At 71.9% G+C, this 16,605-nt stretch carries 14 protein-coding genes; 10 read left to right on the forward strand and 4 right to left on the reverse strand.

Annotated elements, in window-relative coordinates; genetic code table 11:
* Positions 1-179: 179 nt before the first annotated feature.
* The 4 genes from ACZ31C_RS16840 to ffh all read left to right on the forward strand — a co-directional run bounded on the left by ACZ31C_RS16840 (position 180) and on the right by ffh (position 5,997).
* Entirely contained in the window at positions 180-1,544 is a 1,365-nt protein-coding gene (locus ACZ31C_RS16840; protein ID WP_465796058.1) for an ammonium transporter, read from the forward strand.
* A gap of 25 nt (positions 1,545-1,569) precedes the next feature.
* Positions 1,570-1,908 (forward strand): P-II family nitrogen regulator, encoded by a 339-nt coding sequence (locus ACZ31C_RS16845; protein ID WP_176092961.1) that lies wholly within the window; start codon positions 1,570-1,572, stop codon positions 1,906-1,908.
* A gap of 37 nt (positions 1,909-1,945) precedes the next feature.
* Entirely contained in the window at positions 1,946-4,288 is a 2,343-nt protein-coding gene (locus ACZ31C_RS16850; RefSeq protein ID WP_465796241.1) for a [protein-PII] uridylyltransferase, read from the forward strand.
* A gap of 164 nt (positions 4,289-4,452) precedes the next feature.
* Positions 4,453-5,997, forward strand: a complete 1,545-nt coding sequence (gene ffh, locus ACZ31C_RS16855; RefSeq protein WP_350693655.1) for a signal recognition particle protein — start codon at positions 4,453-4,455, stop codon at positions 5,995-5,997.
* Here the strand turns inward: ffh and ACZ31C_RS16860 are convergent.
* The 4 genes from ACZ31C_RS16860 to ACZ31C_RS16875 all read right to left on the reverse strand — a co-directional run bounded on the left by ACZ31C_RS16860 (position 5,966) and on the right by ACZ31C_RS16875 (position 11,580).
* A complete protein-coding gene (locus tag ACZ31C_RS16860) occupies positions 5,966-7,303 on the reverse strand; it encodes a hypothetical protein (protein ID WP_465796059.1) in 1,338 nt (445 codons plus the stop codon). The genes ffh and ACZ31C_RS16860 overlap by 32 nt on opposite strands.
* Entirely contained in the window at positions 7,293-9,083 is a 1,791-nt protein-coding gene (locus tag ACZ31C_RS16865; protein WP_465796060.1) for a hypothetical protein, read from the reverse strand. Before ACZ31C_RS16865 ends, ACZ31C_RS16860 begins: the two co-directional genes overlap by 11 nt.
* Complete coding sequence (locus ACZ31C_RS16870; protein ID WP_465796061.1) at positions 9,080-10,984, reverse strand: hypothetical protein; 1,905 nt, start codon at positions 10,982-10,984, stop codon at positions 9,080-9,082. The genes ACZ31C_RS16865 and ACZ31C_RS16870 overlap by 4 nt, the downstream gene beginning before the upstream one ends.
* A 269-nt stretch (positions 10,985-11,253) precedes the next feature.
* On the reverse strand, positions 11,254-11,580 hold the full coding sequence (locus ACZ31C_RS16875; protein ID WP_465796062.1) for a hypothetical protein: 327 nt from the start codon (positions 11,578-11,580) through the stop codon (positions 11,254-11,256).
* 177 nt (positions 11,581-11,757) lie between these two features.
* Here ACZ31C_RS16875 and ACZ31C_RS16880 point away from each other — a divergent pair, with 177 nt between their 5' ends.
* From ACZ31C_RS16880 to rimM, 6 genes are all read left to right on the forward strand, one after another.
* Positions 11,758-12,837 (forward strand): amidohydrolase family protein, encoded by a 1,080-nt coding sequence (locus ACZ31C_RS16880; RefSeq protein ID WP_465796063.1) that lies wholly within the window; start codon positions 11,758-11,760, stop codon positions 12,835-12,837.
* A gap of 173 nt (positions 12,838-13,010) precedes the next feature.
* Complete coding sequence (proS, locus tag ACZ31C_RS16885) at positions 13,011-14,417, forward strand: proline--tRNA ligase (protein ID WP_431728984.1); 1,407 nt, start codon at positions 13,011-13,013, stop codon at positions 14,415-14,417.
* Between the two features lie 16 nt (positions 14,418-14,433).
* A complete protein-coding gene (locus ACZ31C_RS16890) occupies positions 14,434-15,081 on the forward strand; it encodes a ribonuclease FAU-1 family protein (RefSeq protein ID WP_465796064.1) in 648 nt (215 codons plus the stop codon).
* Between the two features lie 253 nt (positions 15,082-15,334).
* Positions 15,335-15,799, forward strand: a complete 465-nt coding sequence (gene rpsP / locus ACZ31C_RS16895; RefSeq protein ID WP_396752390.1) for a 30S ribosomal protein S16 — start codon at positions 15,335-15,337, stop codon at positions 15,797-15,799.
* A 1-nt stretch (position 15,800) separates the two neighbouring features.
* A complete protein-coding gene (locus ACZ31C_RS16900; RefSeq protein WP_117226727.1) occupies positions 15,801-16,034 on the forward strand; it encodes an RNA-binding protein in 234 nt (77 codons plus the stop codon).
* A 2-nt stretch (positions 16,035-16,036) separates the two neighbouring features.
* A complete protein-coding gene (gene rimM, locus ACZ31C_RS16905) occupies positions 16,037-16,600 on the forward strand; it encodes a ribosome maturation factor RimM (RefSeq protein WP_465796242.1) in 564 nt (187 codons plus the stop codon).
* Positions 16,601-16,605: the final 5 nt, after the last annotated feature.

The raw sequence follows: 16,605 nt of genomic DNA on the forward strand, positions 1-16,605 counted from the left end.
CCATCGGGGGAACGGGGTACGCCGGACGGCTGACCCGCCCCCCGCCGTGTCACCGAGGCGTCCGACCTTCTTCACACGTACGAAACAAGCCGTCACGGTTCGGAAACCACTCGGGGACCCTGGGTGAAACAGCCGACAATCAGGCTTCCGCGCAACCGGCGTACGGGCGATGCTGCGCGATGCCGGGAGGGAGGGAATACAACCCGAGAGGAGGCAGCGTGCCGGAGCTAGATTCTGGTGCCACCGCCTGGATTTTGACTTCTGCCGCGCTGGTGTTGCTCATGACGCCCGGCCTGGCGCTGTTCTACGGCGGCATGACGCGATCCAAGTCCGTGCTCAACATGATGATGATGAGCTTCGGGGCGATCGGCCTGGTCAGCCTGTTGTGGGTGTTCTACGGCTACAGCATCGCATTCGGCGACGACATTGGCGGGATCACCGGTGATCTCTCCTACCTGGGTCTTCGCGGCATGTTGGAGAGCGGCACCGAGGGCGGTATTCCCGACCTTCTGTTCGCCGGTTTCCAGTTGATGTTCGCGGTGATCACCGTCGCCCTGATCAGCGGCGCGATCGCCGACCGGGCCAAGTTCGGCCCGTGGCTGCTCTTCGCCGGCCTGTGGGCCACCCTGGTCTACTTCCCGGTCGCGCACTGGGTGTGGGGCGGCGGCTGGATCGGCGAGCTGGGCGTGCTCGACTTCGCCGGTGGCACCGCGGTGCACATCAACGCCGGTGCCGCGGCCCTGGCCCTGGCGCTCGTGCTCGGCCGACGGGTCGGCTGGCCCAAGGACAAGTTCAAGCCGCACAACCTGCCGATGGTGCTGCTCGGTGCGGCGCTGCTCTGGTTCGGTTGGTTCGGCTTCAACGCCGGCTCGGCGGGTGCCGCCGACGGCGCCGCCGCCGTCTCGCTGATCAACACGCAGGTCGCCACCGCTGCGGCGGTGCTCGGCTGGATCGTGGTGGAGTGGCTCCGCGACGGCAAGCCGACCACGCTCGGCGCGGCCTCCGGTGCGATCGCCGGCCTGGTCGGCATCACCCCCGCCTGCGCGTTCCTGGAGCCGCTGGGCGCGATCGCCCTCGGCCTCATCGCCGGTGCGGTCTGCGCGCTCGCCGTCGGCCTGAAGTACAAGCTCAAGTACGACGACTCGCTCGACGTGGTGGCCGTGCACATGGTCGGCGGCATCATCGGCTCGCTGCTGATCGGCTTCCTGGCCATCGAGGTGCTGGCCGGCGAGGGCAACGCGGGTCTGCTCTACGGCGGCGGCATCAAGCTGCTCGGCCTGCAGACGATCGGTGTGGTCGCGGTGCTGGCGTACTCGTTCGTGGTCGCGTACATCATCGGCTTCGCGATCGAGAAGACCATCGGCTTCCGGCTCAACCCCGAGGCCGAGGTCGAGGGCATCGACAACGCCGAGCACGCGGAGAGCGCGTACGAGTTCAGCTCCACCGGCGGTGGCGGCGGAGCGTTCGCCGCCGCGGGCCTCACCCCCTCGGCGAAGCCGAAGAGTGAGCCCACCGAAGCGGTAAGCGAAAAGGTCGCCGGCTAACGTTCTCGGAATGGAGGGGTTGGACATGAAGCTGGTGACCGCGGTCATCAAGCCGCACCAGTTGGACGCCGTCAAGGAAGCCCTGCACACGCTGGGCGTGGCCGGATTGACCGTGAGCGAGGTCCAGGGCTACGGACGGCAGAAGGGCCACACCGAGGTCTACCGGGGTGCCGAGTACACGGTCGAGTTCCTGCCCAAGATCCGGGTCGAGGTGCTGACCGACGAGATCGACGTTGACAAGATCGTCGACGCGGTGGTCGGCGCCGCCCGGACGGGCAAGATCGGTGACGGCAAGGTCTGGGTGACCGGAGTCGAGGAGGTCGTCCGGGTCCGCACCGGTGAGCGCGGCCTGGACGCCCTGTAGGACACCGTCGATGACCTCGTTGACCGGGAGGGCGGCCGTGGAGAGTGACGGCGGAACCACACCTCCGGTCGACGAGGTCGTCGGCGTACCGGCCGGGATCGGCGCCGCCGCGCGCCGGGCCCGGGCCGACGCGTACGACGCCTGGCTGGCCCGGCTGCTGCCGGACCGGCCGGGCGTCGCGCTGCTCGCGGTCGGCGGACTGGGCCGACGGCAGTGCGCCCCGCACGGCGACCTCGACCTGGTGCTGGTGCACGCCGGGGTGCCCGGCGTCGACGAACTGGCCGCCTCGCTCTGGTATCCGATCTGGGACGCCGGGCTGCGGCTGGACCACTCGGTACGCACCGTGGCCGAGGCGCTGTCGGTCGCCCAGGACGACGTGAAGGTGGCCCTGGGCCTGCTCGACGCCCGCCTGGTCGCCGGTGACCCGGAACTCGCCGACACGCTGGTCACCAGCGCCGTCGACCACTGGCGGCGCACCGCCGTACGCCAACTGGCGCCGCTGCGGCAGAGCGCGGCGACCCGCTGGCAGGCCCACGGCGAGCTGGCGTTCCTGCTCGAAGGCGACCTCAAGGAGGCGGCCGGCGGCCTGCGGGACGTCGGCATCCTCAAGGCCATCGCGCTCGCCGGCATCACCGACGCGCTACGGCCCGCCGTCCACGCCGCGCACCTGCGTCTGCTGGACACCCGCGACGCCCTGCACCACCAGCTCGGTCGGCGGGTCGATCGGCTGCTCGCCCAGGAACGCGCCGGGGTGGCCGCGCTGCTCGGACTCCGGCAGGGGCCGGCCGAGAGCGAGGCGCGCCCGACTCCGCCCGGAGGTGCGGCGCGCCCGGGTCCGCCCGATCCCGCGCCGGACCGGCGGGCGCAGGCCGAGGAGGGCGACGGTGACGCCCTGCTGCGCCGGGTGGCCGGCGACGCGCGCACCGTCAGCCACGCTCTCGACGACGCGTTGCGCGCCGCCGACCGGCTGCGTTCCGGCCGCCGTCGGGGTGCCGACGGTCGCCCGGTACGCCGTCCGGTCGCCCGGGACGTGGTCGAGCACGACGGGGAGCTGGTGCTGGCCCGCACCGCCATCGGCGCCCGCCCCGACGCCAGTCTCTCGCTGCGGGTGGCCGCCGCGGCGGCGGTCACCGGGCTGCCGATCGCCCGGGCCACCTGCGAGTGGCTGGCCGCGTACTGCCCGCCGTTGCCGACGCCCTGGCCGGTCGAGGCGCGGGCCGCGCTGACCACGCTGCTGGGTGCGGGCGCGGGCCTGCTGCCGGCCTGGGAGACCTGCGACCGGTACGGCCTGATCGACGGCTGGCTGCCGGAGTGGACCCGGCTGCGCAGCCTGCCCCAGCACAACCCGGTGCACCGGTTCACCCTGGACCGGCACCTGGTGCAGACCGCGTACGAGGCCAGTCGGCACACCCGCGACGTGGACCGGCCGGACCTGCTGCTGCTCGGCGCGTTCCTGCACGACATCGGCAAGGGTCTGCCAGGAGATCACTCGACCGTGGGGGCGCCGATCGCCGAGGCGATGGCCGCCCGGATCGGCCTGCCCGAGGCCGAGGCGGCGCTGATGGGCACGTTGGTCCGGCTGCACCTGGTGCTGCCCGAGGTGGCCACCCGGCGGGACCTCGCCGACCCGGTCACCATCTCCCGGGTGGCCGAGGCGGTCGGCGACGTGGCCACCCTCGACCTGCTGTACGCGCTGGTCCGCGCGGACGCCGCCGCCACCGGACCGGGTGCCTGGTCGGACTGGAAGGGGCGGCTGGTCGCCGAGTTGGTGGCCCGGGTCCGCACCACGCTCGACACCGGCACCGTGCCGCAGCCACCGGCACCCGATCCGGCGCTGGTGGCGGGGCCGCTGCCGGTCGTACACCTGACCGGGGACCGGGTGGCGGTGGCCGCGGCGGACCGGCGGGGCCTGCTCGCGACGGTGGCCGGGTGCCTGGCGCTGCACCGGCTGGAGGTGCTCGCCGCCGACGCGTCGACGGTGGACGGCCGAGCCCTGGTGGAGTGCCGGGTGCAGCCACGGTACGGGTTGGCGCCGGATCCGGTCGCGCTCACCGCCGACCTGCGCCGCGCGGTCGGCGGCGACGTGTCGGTGACGCAGCGCCTGCGCGCCCGGGCTGGGCGGGGCACCGGGGCCGAGCCCCGGGTGGTCTGGCACCGGGACGCGGCCACCGACGCCGTGCTGCTGGAGTTGCGTGCCGCCGACGCGGCGGGCCTGCTCTATCGGGTGACCACCGCGCTGGACGCGGCCGGTGCGCAGGTCCGGGCGGCCCGGATCGCCACCCTCGGCGGGGACGTGGTGGACGTCTTCTATCTCGTCGGCTCGTGGCCCTCCGACGCCGAGCGTGACCGCCTCGAAGCCGCCGTGCTCGCCGCGGTGTAAGGAAGGGCCCCCTACTAACGCCTCGTGTATAGGAGGGGTCCCCTCCTATACATCCAAGGCGGCGTGGAGCGGGGGTTCCGGCGGCCGGATACGCTAACGGTGGTCGGAGCGCTCATTCGGCCCCACTCGTGCTCGCCGGAACCACTGACAAACGGGATGTTCGTGTGTTTGACACCTTGAGTGACCGCCTCTCCGGGATCTTCACCAAGCTCCGCGGCAAGGGACGCCTCACCGACGCCGACATCGACGCGACCGCGCGCGAGATCCGTCTCGCGATGCTGGAGGCCGACGTCGCCCTGCCGGTGGTCAAGGGCTTCATCGCGAACATCAAGGAGCGGGCCCGGGGGGCGGAGGTCTCCCAGGCGCTCAACCCGGCGCAGCAGATCATCAAGATCGTCAACGAGGAACTGGTCGCGGTCCTCGGCGGCGAGGGGCGTCGGCTCCAGTTCGCCAAGCAGCCGCCGACGGTGATCATGCTCGCCGGCCTCCAGGGTTCCGGCAAGACCACCCTCGCCGGCAAGCTGGCCCGCTGGCTGCGGACCCAGGGGCACCAGCCGCTGCTGGTCGCCGCCGACCTCCAGCGCCCCAACGCGGTCGGGCAGCTCCAGGTGCTCGGTGGCCGGGCCGGTGTCGAGGTGTACGCCCCGGAGCCCGGCAACGGCGTCGGTGACCCGGTGCAGGTGGCGAAGGCTTCCATCGAGCACGCCCGGCGGTCGGCGCGGGACGTGGTCATCGTCGACACCGCCGGTCGGCTCGGTATCGACGCGGAGATGATGCAGCAGGCCGCGGACATCCGGGACGCGGTCGAGCCGGACGAGGTCATCTTCGTCATCGACGCGATGGTCGGTCAGGACGCGGTGCGGACCGCCGAGGCGTTCCGCGACGGCGTCGGCATCACCGGCGTGGTGCTGTCCAAGCTCGACGGCGACGCGCGCGGTGGTGCCGCGCTGTCGGTCCGCGAGGTGACCGGGCAGCCGATCCTCTTCGCCTCCACCGGCGAGAAGCTGGAGGACTTCGACGTCTTCCACCCCGACCGGATGGCCAGCCGGATCCTCGGCATGGGCGACGTCCTCACTCTGATCGAGCAGGCCGAGGCGGCCTTCGACACCGATCAGAAGGAGAAGATGACCGCCAAGCTGATGGGCGGCGAGCAGTTCACCCTGGAGGATTTCCTCGACCAGCTCATCGCGGTACGCCGGATGGGTCCGATCGCCAACGTGCTGGCCATGATGCCGGGCATGGGGCAGGTCAAGGACCAGCTCGCCGAGCTGGACGACAAGCACTTCGACCGGATCACCGCCATCATCCGGTCGATGACCCCGGCCGAGCGCACCAACCCGAAGATCATCAACGGGTCCCGGCGGGCCCGGATCGCCAACGGTTCCGGCGTCACCGTGATGGACGTCAACCAGCTGCTCAACCGCTTCACCGACGCGCAGAAGATGATGAAGCAGATGGGCGGCATGATGGGCCTGCCCGGGGGCGGCCGACGCAAGGCGACCAAGAGCCCGAAGAACAAGCGCAAGGGCACCAAGGGCGGCAACCGGCCGCGCACCGGCGCCGGGATGCCCGGTGGCTTCCCGGGCGGCATGCCGCAGCTTCCGCCGGGGATGAACCCGGACGACCTGGCCGCCGGCCAGGGTCTGCCGCCGGGCTTCAAGCTGCCGAAGATCGACTTCAACAAGCTGGGTAAGCGGGACAAGCCCTAGGGCGGTCCGGCCGGGGCGAGACGCCCGGCCACCGGTCGAAGTAGAACGGCAGCCACCGCAGACAGTGCCGCGCGAACGGCGTGGCGGCGGGGCAGACGCGCCTGCTGAACCCGGACAGCAGCACGGTGTCCGGGGAAGCGGTCCCGTGGAACAGGCCCACCGTGGTGCTGAACACGCCGCGCCGGATCGCCGCCTCGACGCCGCTGGTCAGCACACCGGCGTCGAGGGCGTCCTCGTCGGCCGGTCGGCGCAGGAGTTCGCCCGCCACGGCGGGCAGGACGTTGTGGCACAGCACGGTGACCAGCTTCGGGTTGGGCGACAGGTCGATCACCGGGGACCGGTAGCCGGTCCGGTTGACGTACGCCTCGGTGAAGGGCAGCAGGACACGCGTCGTCCCCCAGTCGGCGACCAGCCGGGCCGCTGTCGCCGACGATTCGGCGACCAGACGCAGGTGCGTGGCGAGCAGCGCGTACTGGAGGCGGGGACGGCGGGCCAGCCGCTGTGCCAGGCGCAGTTCCTCGTCGGAGAAGCAGAGCCGACCGAGCATGCAGAGGCGGGCCAGATCCCGGACCTCGGCCTCGGCGAGGCTGGCGTCGGTGTCCGTGTCGCGGGTGCCAGCGTCGGGGTGGCGGGCGTCGGCGTCGGGGCGGTGGGTGTCGGTCGGCTCGGCAGCTGGCGGAGTGTCGGCGACGGGCTGCGGTGGACGCCGTCCGAGGCGGCCGGTGGCGAGCGCCTCGTGGAACGCCGCCAGGACGACGCCGACCTCCGGGCGTACGTCCTCGGGGTGCCCGCCCTCGGCTCCCCTGCACTGGGTGACGAGGTCCCGCCAGTGCGTCGAGAGCAGGTGCAGCACCTGCCGGCACGACTCGGCCGGCGACGTGCCCGATGCGGTCAGACGATCGATGCTCCGGAGCAGGGGACCGGCAGGGGAGTCGGCCGCGATCGTGTCGCGGGCCCGCGCCATCGCGGCGGAGGTGCTGCGCTCGGTGGAGACGGTGAAGTAGTCGTCCAACGCGTCGTGGTCCGCCGCCCCGAAGCGCACCGCCATCGGCTTGGCCCGGGTGACCCGCTGCCAGTAGTGCTCCCGCAGCGCCGCCGGGTCGTCCAAAAGCGGGCCGAGATGATCCGGCGCCGGGTCACCGCGCGCCAGAGCACCGCGGAGGAGCGACCGTACGAAGCGGTCGTTCTCGGCGACGACATGACCCGGGGCGCTGCGCAGCCACACCTCGGAGGCCAGTTTGGCGGTCTGCATCTCCTCGTTGACGTGCCGCAGGTAGCCGTCGAGCCGCCGCCGGTCAGGCCGCATCGGCGTCCCGGCCGCCCGCTCCGGCCGCGTCGGCGCGCCGAGTTGTCGGTCCGGTCGCATCGGCGTCCCGGCCGGCCGGTCCGGCGTCGGCGCGCTGATCCAGGAACTCCGGTGCCACCAGCGCGGCGTACCGCGCGAACAGCCGTGCCGTGACCTGACGCGTGTCGTCGTCGAGCACGAGCAGGTCAGCGGCGAGCGCGGCGCTGAGCGCGCCGAATCCGCTGGCGGTGACCAGCGAGTCCGGGTCGTCGACCCGCCGCGCGGTGCGTTCGAGGTCCAGCACGAAGCGGTGCAGCGAGTCGGTCACCCGGCGCCCGTCCGTCGGCCCCCAGGCCGGATGGACGCGCCCGGACGGCGCGGCACGCGGTATCGCCGTTTCGAGGACGACGAGACAGCGGCACAACTCCGCCACCGCCTCGTCGTGCGATCCCGGGTCGGGTACGGGTGAACCCTGCCGCATCCAGTCGGCCCGCGACCGGGTCAGACAGTCGAGGATCTGCTCCGGTGCCATCTCCCGGATGACGATTCGGGCGCGCTTGCGGACCTCCTCGCTGATGTCCGCGTACAACGGCATGTTCAGGGGGCCCTGGAGGTCGTACCGCATCCGCCGGACCAGGCGCTCGGCGGCGGGCTCGGCGGCGTCACCGGCCAGGTCGGCCTCGCGGAGCCGGTTCAGCGTGACTCCCGCGCTCTGGCGGTCGTACCAGGTACCCAGTGCCTCACCGGCCAGGAGATGACGGTCGGTGTCGACCACCAGGCCGGGGCGGGCGAGCGACTGCCGCAGCGCGTCGACGATGCGGGTGACCTCGCCCCGGAGCAGGTCCAGGAAGCTCGACCCGGCGGCTCCCGTCAGCAGGAACCGGTCGAGGTCCGAGCCGTTCAGGTCCGGTACGCCGAGCTGGTCGGTGCCGTCGTCCACCCGGTGGAAGGACGCCATGATCGCGCTGCGCGGCGCGCCGGTCGAGGTCCGGTAGCGGTGATGGACCACCCGACTCGCGGCGAAGATCGTGTGACAGGGGGCGGTCAGGTCTTCGAGGTGGACGACGCGTGGCTGCCGGTCGTCGAAGAAGCGGGCCTGGGCGGCCAGCGCCTCGTCGACCCGGGCCCGGGTCGGGAAGATGCAACTGTCCTCGTCACTGGAGGCGTCGCCGTCCGCGTCGACGAAGCACTGCCGGAAGAGCCGGTTCGTCCGGGGCAGGTAGGTGAGTCCCTGCCCGGCGGGGCCGCGATCCGTGCCCAGCGTCCAGGTCACGATCACCTTGAACTCGTCCATGAACGGGTTGTTGTCGATGTGCAGGGTGTTGTCCCGGGCGACCACGTCGACCGGCTGGGTGTCCTTGGCCCGCAGGTCCACGATCTTCACCGGCCCGCCGAGGGTGTGGGCGACGAGCGCGACCAGGAGCGGGTGGGCGAACGTCTCCCGGAAGTGCGGATCGTCGAGCAGCAGCGGCGAGTGACTCGCGTTCAGGTAGTTGTGCAGGGTGCCCCGGCTGCCCTTGGCGCTCATCTCCGCGTCGTACGCGGTGCGGGCCGCCTCGAAGCGGGACGTGGGCAGCAGACCGGCGAAGCTGAGCGCGCCCTCACCGCGCAGGTCGCGACTCAGGTCGACGAACGCCGCGGCGAGCCGTACGCCGTCCTCCTCGCCCCGACACGCCTGCCCGACGAGCGCCTCGACGTCGCGGCGGAACTCCTCGGCGACCTCCGGCCGGCGCAACTGGCGGTACGCCTGCGGGCTCGCCAGCTCGTCGGCCGACACGAGCGGCGAATACCTGGCGCTCACGGCGCGGTCGTCCCGACCGTGAGCGTCGACCGGGTCAGGTCGGGATGGCGTTCCAGACGTGTCAGGGCACGGCGGACCTCGTCGCCGGCGCGCTCGTCACCCAGCTCGGTGTAGGCGTTCTCCAACTGTCCGAGGATCGTCTGCACCGACCGCACGTTGCCGAGCGAGTCCTCCACCCGCCACGCCCGCTCCCACCAGGTGCACGCCTGCTCCAGGTCACCGGAGCGCAGACTGACGTCGCCGAGCAGACGCAGCGCCAGGGCCCGGCCGTAGGCGTTCTGCGCGTCCTCGCAGATCGACAGGCTGCGTACCCCGAGGGCGTGTGCCCACCAGTGGTGACCCGTCTCGGTGAGCGCGCGGGCGGCGTCGTACAGACCGCGCGCCTCGCGTACCGGCTTGCCCGTCCGGCGCGACTCCCGGGCCGCTCGCAGGCCCCACCGCAACGCCTCGACGTACTCGCCGGAGCGCAGCGCGAGTTCGGCCATGGCGTGCTGGGCGGAGGCCACCCCGCTGTCGTCGTGCTGCGCGGCGTCCAGCGCCATCGAGGCACGCAACTCCGCCTTCGCGGCGTCCAGCCGCCCGACGTCGGCGAGGGCCCGGCCGAGAGCCCGGCGAGACAGCGCCTCCATCGCCGGGTCCCCGGCGACCGACGCGGCGACCGCCGCCTCCTGGACGGCCAGTGTCCTGGTCACGTCCTGCCGCCAGTACAGGAACGTGTTCACCGAGCGGGCGAAGCGGGTGACGAACGTGAAGTCCCCGGCGGCCGTCGCCTCCTCGACGAGGAAGGTCAGCGACGGCGTCAGCGACTCGAACCAGGCCAGGGCCTCGGCCACGTCGAAGGGGGCGGCGTCGGCCAGGTCGGCCGTCTCCCGGTCCAGCGGCGACGGGTGCCGGTTGGGGTCGATGGCCCGGTCGGCGGCGTGGCTGAGCGCCAGGTGGACGACGCGGACGCGGCGGGCGTACGCCTGCTGCTCCTCGTCGTTCATCACCAGGGCGCGCGTCTCGGTCAGGTACGCCTTGATGATGTCGTGCATGCGGTACCGCCCCACCCCGATCTCGTCGACCAGGGAGGCCAGGCAGAGGGACTGGAGCAGACGGTCGCAGTCGCGCCGGGGCAGGTCGAGGATCAACGAGAGCACCGACAGCGAGCAGTCGGTGCTCGGCAGCATCGACGCGACGTACAGGACGCGCTTGGCCGGCGCGTCCAGGTCCTCGACCGACCAGGAGATCACCCGTCCCACCTCGATGCCCAGCCCGGCCCCGTCGAGGAAGCGCAGCGGATTGCGGTCCGACTCGATGCCCAGCAACGCGTCGCGTACCGTCCAACTGCTGTGGATGGCGAGCTTGGCCGAGACGATGGCGAGCGCCAACGGGTGTCCCTCCAGGAGTTCGACGATGCGTCGGGCGCTGCGGTCGCCCCGCTCGACCCGGACGAACCCGACCCGCTCGGCGAGGAGCTCGACCCCCTCGTCCGTGGTCAGCAGCGGAAGCTTGAGCACCCTGGCCTCGTGCCGGACGCTCATCTCCGGGATGGCGCGGCGGCTGGTGACCACCAGCCCCGACCCGTACCCGGGCACCAGGTCGCGCACCTGGTCGTAGGAGCCCACGTTGTCGACGATGACGAGGCACCGCCGACCGGCGGTGGCGGACCGGAACACGCTGCCCCACTCGTCCTCGTTGTCCGGCAGGTCGCCTCGGGTGATGCCGAGCGTGGCCAGGAACGTGCGGACCGCGTCCCGGGCCTCGACCCGTGGCGTGCCGGAGTACGCCCGCATGTCGACGAAGAACTGACCGTCGGGATAGTTGTCGATGCGCGAGCTCGCCCAGGCCAGGGCGAGGGTGGTCTTGCCCGAGCCGGCCAGCCCCCAGAGCATGCAGGATCGGGACCCGGGTTCGCTCATGGCCTCGTCCATCGCCTGGAGGAGATGATGCCGGCCGACGATTCTTCCGATTCCGCCGGGAAGCATGCGTGGAATTTCCGCCGACCACATCGTCGGCCGCGATTGCTGGACGTAGATCGCCCCGGACGTCCCCACCTGGAGTACCTGGTTGGCGGTGAGTTCCTTGGCGACGTTGCGCGGCGTGTTCTCGTCAGCGGGGACCATACCTGCGCCCTTTCCGGCAACGGATTCCTGGCGTCGATCGGAGGTTTCCGGCTCGGGTCCGCTGATCACATGGTGACGTCGCCGACGTGCTGGGCCTGGATCAGCTTGCCCACCGTGCTGGAGGTGACCGAGTTGACCGCGCCGGTCGACACCGACACCTGCCGGAGCGCCTCCAGCAGCCGTGGATCCTCGGCCGCGTACGCCGAGAGCACCTCGACCAGTCGCGCGGTGTCCTCGTCGGACGGAACCCGGTGCGCGGTCCGCTCCAGGGCCCCGATGACCTCGTCCGGCTCGTTCCGGCGGAGGAATCGTTGTCGAATGGCGTCGACGATCGCTGCTCCGGAACCTTCGGCGATCTTGATTAGTGCGGCGGAAACGATTGCCTCGATCATTTCGCGGCTCCTACGGTCGAGGAACGGCCCACCCGTTTGACGCGAGGAAAAGATTACCGACCGACGTGACCACAAGAAAGCCTCGTTCGTCCCGATCCTCGATCGAAGAAACAATTTCCCGGGCCCTCCACCTGCCCTGACAGCCGCGAGCACGGCGTGATCGGGTAGGACTGTCACATGGCTCTGCACGTACGTGGTGTGCTCCTGCCCGACGACGAGGTACGCGACCTGTGGCTGGTCGGCGACCGGGTCACCTTCGATCCGGTGCCCGGCGCCGAGACGGTGGTCGACGGCGGTTTCGTACTGCCCGGGCTGGTCGACGCGCACTGCCACATCGGCATCGCCCGGGGCGGTACGCCGATCGCCTCGCTCGACCACGCCCGCGCGTTGGCCCGTACCGACCGGGATGCCGGTGTCCTCGCGATCCGCGACGCCGGTTCGCCCTTCCCGTACCCGGAGCTGGAGGACGAGCCCGACCTGCCGCGACTGTCCCGCGCGGGTCGGCACGTCGCGCCGCCCAAGCGGTACCTGCGGGACATCGGGATGGAGGTCGACGCGGCCGAGGTCACCGCCGCCGTGACAGCGCAGGCCGCCGCCGGCAACGGCTGGGTCAAGCTGGTCGGCGACTGGATCGACCGGGGCGTCGGCGACCTGGCGCCGGCCTGGGACGCGGCGACGATGACCGCCGCGGTGGCCGCCGCGCACGCCGCCGGGGTACGCGCCGCCGTGCACACCTTCAGCGAGTCCGCCGTGGAGATCATGGTGCGGGCCGGGGTGGACTCGGTGGAGCACGGCACCGGGCTGAGCCTGGACCTGATCGACCTGATGGCCCGGCAGGGCACCGCGCTGATTCCCACCATGATCAACATTCGGACCTTCGGCGGCATCGCCGACCAGGCCCGACCCAAGTTCCCCGGGTACGCCGACCACATGATCGCCCTGCGTGACCGCTTCCCGCAGGTGGTGCGCGCCGCGTACGAGGCCGGTGTGCCGATCTACGTGGGCACCGACGCGGGCGGCGGCATCGACCACGGCCTCGCCGTCGAGGAGATGCTGTTGCTGCACGAGCAGGCCGGCATGTCCCGCACGGACGTGCTCGCCGCCGCCTCCTGGGGCGCCCGCGCCTGGCTGGGCTTCCCCGGCCTGGTCGAGGGCGGCCTGGCGGACCTCTCCGTCTATCCGGAAGACCCCCGCCGAGACCTGAACGCCCTCCGCACCCCCACCCGCCTGATCCTGCGCGGCGCCGTCCTCCGCTGACCCCACCCCACCCACCCCACCCCACCCACCCCACCCCACCCGGTCGGGTCGCGGTTGATCAAGAAGTTCGGGTCGGGTTCCGCGCCTGACGGCGACCCGAACCCCTTGATCAACTCGGGATGGTGGGGTGGGAGCCGGGGGAGGGGACGGCGGGGCGCATAGGATGTGCGGTCATGGCGCGTGTGCTGACTCCCCGGGCGGAGGACTTTCCCCGCTGGTACCAGGACCTCATCGCTAAGGCGAAGCTGGCCGACAACGGGCCGGTACGGGGGACCATGGTGATCCGACCGGCCGGCTATGCCATCTGGGAGCGGATGCAGGCCGAGATGGACGACCGGATCAAGGCGGCCGGGGCGGAGAACGCGTACTTCCCGCTGTTCATCCCGGAGAGCTACCTCAAGCGTGAGGCCGAGCACGTCGAGGGCTTCTCGCCGGAGCTGGCGGTGGTCACCCACGGTGGCGGCAAGCAGTTGGCCGAGCCGGTCGTGGTGCGCCCCACCAGCGAGACGGTGATCGGCGAGTTCATGGCCAAGTGGATCGACTCGTACCGGGACCTGCCGCTGCTGCTCAACCAGTGGGCCAACGTGGTCCGGTGGGAGTTGCGGCCCCGGGTCTTCCTGCGCACCAGCGAGTTCCTCTGGCAGGAGGGACACACCGCACACGCCACCCGCGCCGACGCCCGCGCGTACGCCCGCCAGATCCTGCACGAGGCGTACGAGGACCTGATGGTGAACGTCCTCGGCATCCCGGTGGTGGTCGGGCTCAAGACGGCCCGCGAGCGCTTCGCCGGGGCCACCGCCACGTACACCTGCGAAGGCATGATGGGCGACGGCAAGGCGCTCCAGCTCGGCACCAGCCACGAGCTCGGGCAGAACTTCGCCAAGGCGTTCGACATCAGTTACTCCTCTGCCGAGGGTGGCCGGGAACACGCCTGGACCACCTCCTGGGGTACCTCCACCCGGATGCTCGGTGGCCTGATCATGTGCCACGGCGACGACAACGGACTGCGGGTGCCGCCGAAGCTGGCGCCGGTGCAGGCGTACGTGATGGTGGTCAAGGACGGCGACGGCGTCGGCGCGGCGGCGACCAAGCTCCGCGACGCGCTGCGCGACGCTGGTGTCCGGGTCACGCTCGACGACCGCACCGACACCCCGTTCGGCCGCCGGGCCGTCGACGCCGAGCTGCGCGGCTACCCGGTACGCGTCGAGGTCGGCCCGCGCGACCTGGCCGCCGGGAACGCGGTCGTGGTGCGGCGTACCGACGGTTCGAAGGCGCCGACGCCCGTCGCCGACGTGGTCGGTGCGGTACTCGCCGCCCTGGAGGCCGACCAGCAGTCCCTGCACGACCAGGCGCTGGCCTTCCGCCAGTCGCGCACGGTCGAGGTGGCGACCCTGGACGAGGCGCTGGAGGCGGCGGGCACCGGCTGGGCCCGGGTGCCGTGGTCGGCGGTCGGCGTCGAGGGCGAGGCGAAGGCCAACGGGCAGGGTGTCACGGTCCGCTGCCTGGTCCGCGCCGACGGCTCGGTGCCGGACACCGAGGACGAGCCCGACCTGGTCGCCATCCTGGCCCGCGCGTACTGAGGCACCGGTCACGACGGTGAGACTCCAACCGGGCCGCCTGATCGTGCACCGCAACGTCCGGCGGGGCCGGATCGGGTGGGTGCGCCCGATGCGCGTGGTCAGTGACGACGAGCGCGGGCTGCTCCTCTGGCTGGCCCGGGACACGGCGGTGGCCAGCGAGGTCACCGAGGCCGGCGTGGGCATGCGGGGCGTCCCGTTCGCCGAGTGGGTCGTCTCGACGTACCGGATGGCGACCGGCCGGTGGATGGGACCGCCGCTGCTGAAGTTCCTGCCGACAGACGCCGCCCACTCGGTCTGGTGGTTCCAGGACGCGCAGGGGTGCTTCGCCCACTGGTACGTCAACCTGGAGGAACACGGGGTCCGCTGGGACGACGGCGACCTGGCCGGCGTCGACATCGTGGACCAGGACCTCGACGTGGTGGTGCGTCCCGACCTGAGCTGGGAGTGGAAGGACGAGGACGAGTTCACCGAGCGGCTCGCCTTTCCGGAGCACTACTGGGTGTCGGACGAGGCGGCGGTCCGGGCCGAGGGCAAGCGGGCCATCCGGACCGCCGAGGCGGGCGGATTCCCGTTCGACGGCACCTGGTGCGACTTCGTCCCACCGGCGGAGTGGACCATCCCGCCGGAGCTGCCGTCCGGTTGGGACCGCCCGCCGGCCCGCTGACCGCACGGTTCGGTGTGATCCGGATCACGTTCGAGTGGTGGTCGGTGTCGGAGGCAGGTCCGGTGTGAGGGATCCGGGACCTGTCTGGCAGAATGGCTGGCTGGTATCCGGCGCGTGTCCGGCGCCCTCTAACCCGGGCGCGTCGCCAGTCCACCCGAGCGGTCTCCGGCCCAACCCCACTGTGCCGGTCGGCGTTCACCCATGCACACCGCCCATACCGGGCCGGTGATATCGCAACAGGAGCGAAACAACCGTGGCCGTAAAGATCCGGCTCCTGCGGATGGGCAAGATCCGCAACCCGCAGTACCGCATCGTCGTCGCCGACTCGCGCACCAAGCGCGACGGCCGGGCGATCGAGTTCGTCGGGATCTACCAGCCGAAGGAAGACCCTTCGGTGATCGAGGTCAAGTCGGAGCGGGTCCAGTACTGGCTGTCCGTCGGCGCCCAGCCGAGCGAGGCGGTGCAGCGGCTGCTGGAGCTGACCGGTGACTGGCAGAAGTACAAGGGCCTGCCGGCCCCGCCGCCGCTGAAGGTCGCCCCCGAGCGGGCCGACCGCAAGGCGGCGTACGAGGCCGAGGCGAAGGCCGCCGCCGGCCTGGCCGAGGCACCGGCCAAGCCGGCGAAGAAGGCCGCCAAGGCCGCCGAGGCCGAGGCCCCGAAGGCCGACGCGCCGAAGGCCGAGGAGCCCGCCGCCGCCGAGTCCGGCGAGCAGGCCTGACATGGCACTGCGGCCGGCGTTGGAGCACCTGGTCAAGGGCATCGTCGACCACCCCGAGGACGTGCGCGTCCGGATGGTCGACTCCCGTCGGGGCAAGCGGCTCGAAGTCCGCGTGCACCCCGAGGACCTGGGCACCGTGATCGGGCGGTCCGGCCGGACCGCCAAGGCGCTGCGCCAGGTGATCGGCTCCATCGGTGGGCGCGGCGTGCGCGTCGACATCGTCGACTCGTACTGATGCTGCTCATCGTCGGCAGGATCGGCAAACCGCACGGCATCCGTGGTGAGGTCACCGTGGAGGTGCGGACGGACGAGCCCGAGACGCGGTTCGCCCCCGGCATGGTGTTGACCACCATGGCGGGGGCGAAGGCCGCGAACGGACGAGGCGCTGCGCCCGCCGATCCCGGAGTGCCGTTCGAGGTACCCGCCGAGCTGATCGTGGAGTCGGCCCGCTGGCACCAGGGGCGGATGTTGGTCGCCTTCGAGGGAGTGCTCGACCGTGACGTCGCGGAGGTGTTGCGCGGCACCCTGATCGCGGTGGACAGCGCCGGCGTCGCCCCGCCGGAGGACCCGGAGGAGTTCCTCGACCACCAACTGGTGGGTCTGGCCGTGGTCACCCCCGACGGCGAGCGCCTCGGCGAGGTGGCCCGGATCGACCACGCTCCCGCCTCCGACCTGCTGGTGCTGCGCCGCCCCGAGGGGGGCACCGCGCTGATCCCGTTCGTCAAGGAGATCGTCCCCGAGGTCGATCTCGCCGGTGGTCGTGTCGTGGTCGACCCGCCCGGCGGCCTGCTCGACCTGTAGACCCG

Source organism: Micromonospora sp. NPDC023869, from assembly GCF_055559695.1.

Excerpts from the sequence above, each read along its gene's own strand:
- ACZ31C_RS16840 (WP_465796058.1), top strand. The coding sequence starts at position 180 with ATGCCGGGAGGGAGGGAATACAACCCGAGAGGAGGCAGCGTGCCGGAG.
- ACZ31C_RS16845 (WP_176092961.1), top strand. The coding sequence starts at position 1,570 with ATGAAGCTGGTGACCGCGGTCATCAAGCCGCACCAGTTGGACGCCGTC.
- ACZ31C_RS16900 (WP_117226727.1), top strand. The coding sequence starts at position 15,801 with ATGGCACTGCGGCCGGCGTTGGAGCACCTGGTCAAGGGCATCGTCGAC.
- ACZ31C_RS16870 (WP_465796061.1), bottom strand. The coding sequence starts at position 10,984 with ATGAGCGAACCCGGGTCCCGATCCTGCATGCTCTGGGGGCTGGCCGGC.
- ACZ31C_RS16880 (WP_465796063.1), top strand. The coding sequence starts at position 11,758 with ATGGCTCTGCACGTACGTGGTGTGCTCCTGCCCGACGACGAGGTACGC.
- proS (WP_431728984.1), top strand. The coding sequence starts at position 13,011 with ATGGCGCGTGTGCTGACTCCCCGGGCGGAGGACTTTCCCCGCTGGTAC.
- ACZ31C_RS16860 (WP_465796059.1), bottom strand. The coding sequence starts at position 7,303 with ATGCGGCCTGACCGGCGGCGGCTCGACGGCTACCTGCGGCACGTCAAC.
- ACZ31C_RS16875 (WP_465796062.1), bottom strand. The coding sequence starts at position 11,580 with ATGATCGAGGCAATCGTTTCCGCCGCACTAATCAAGATCGCCGAAGGT.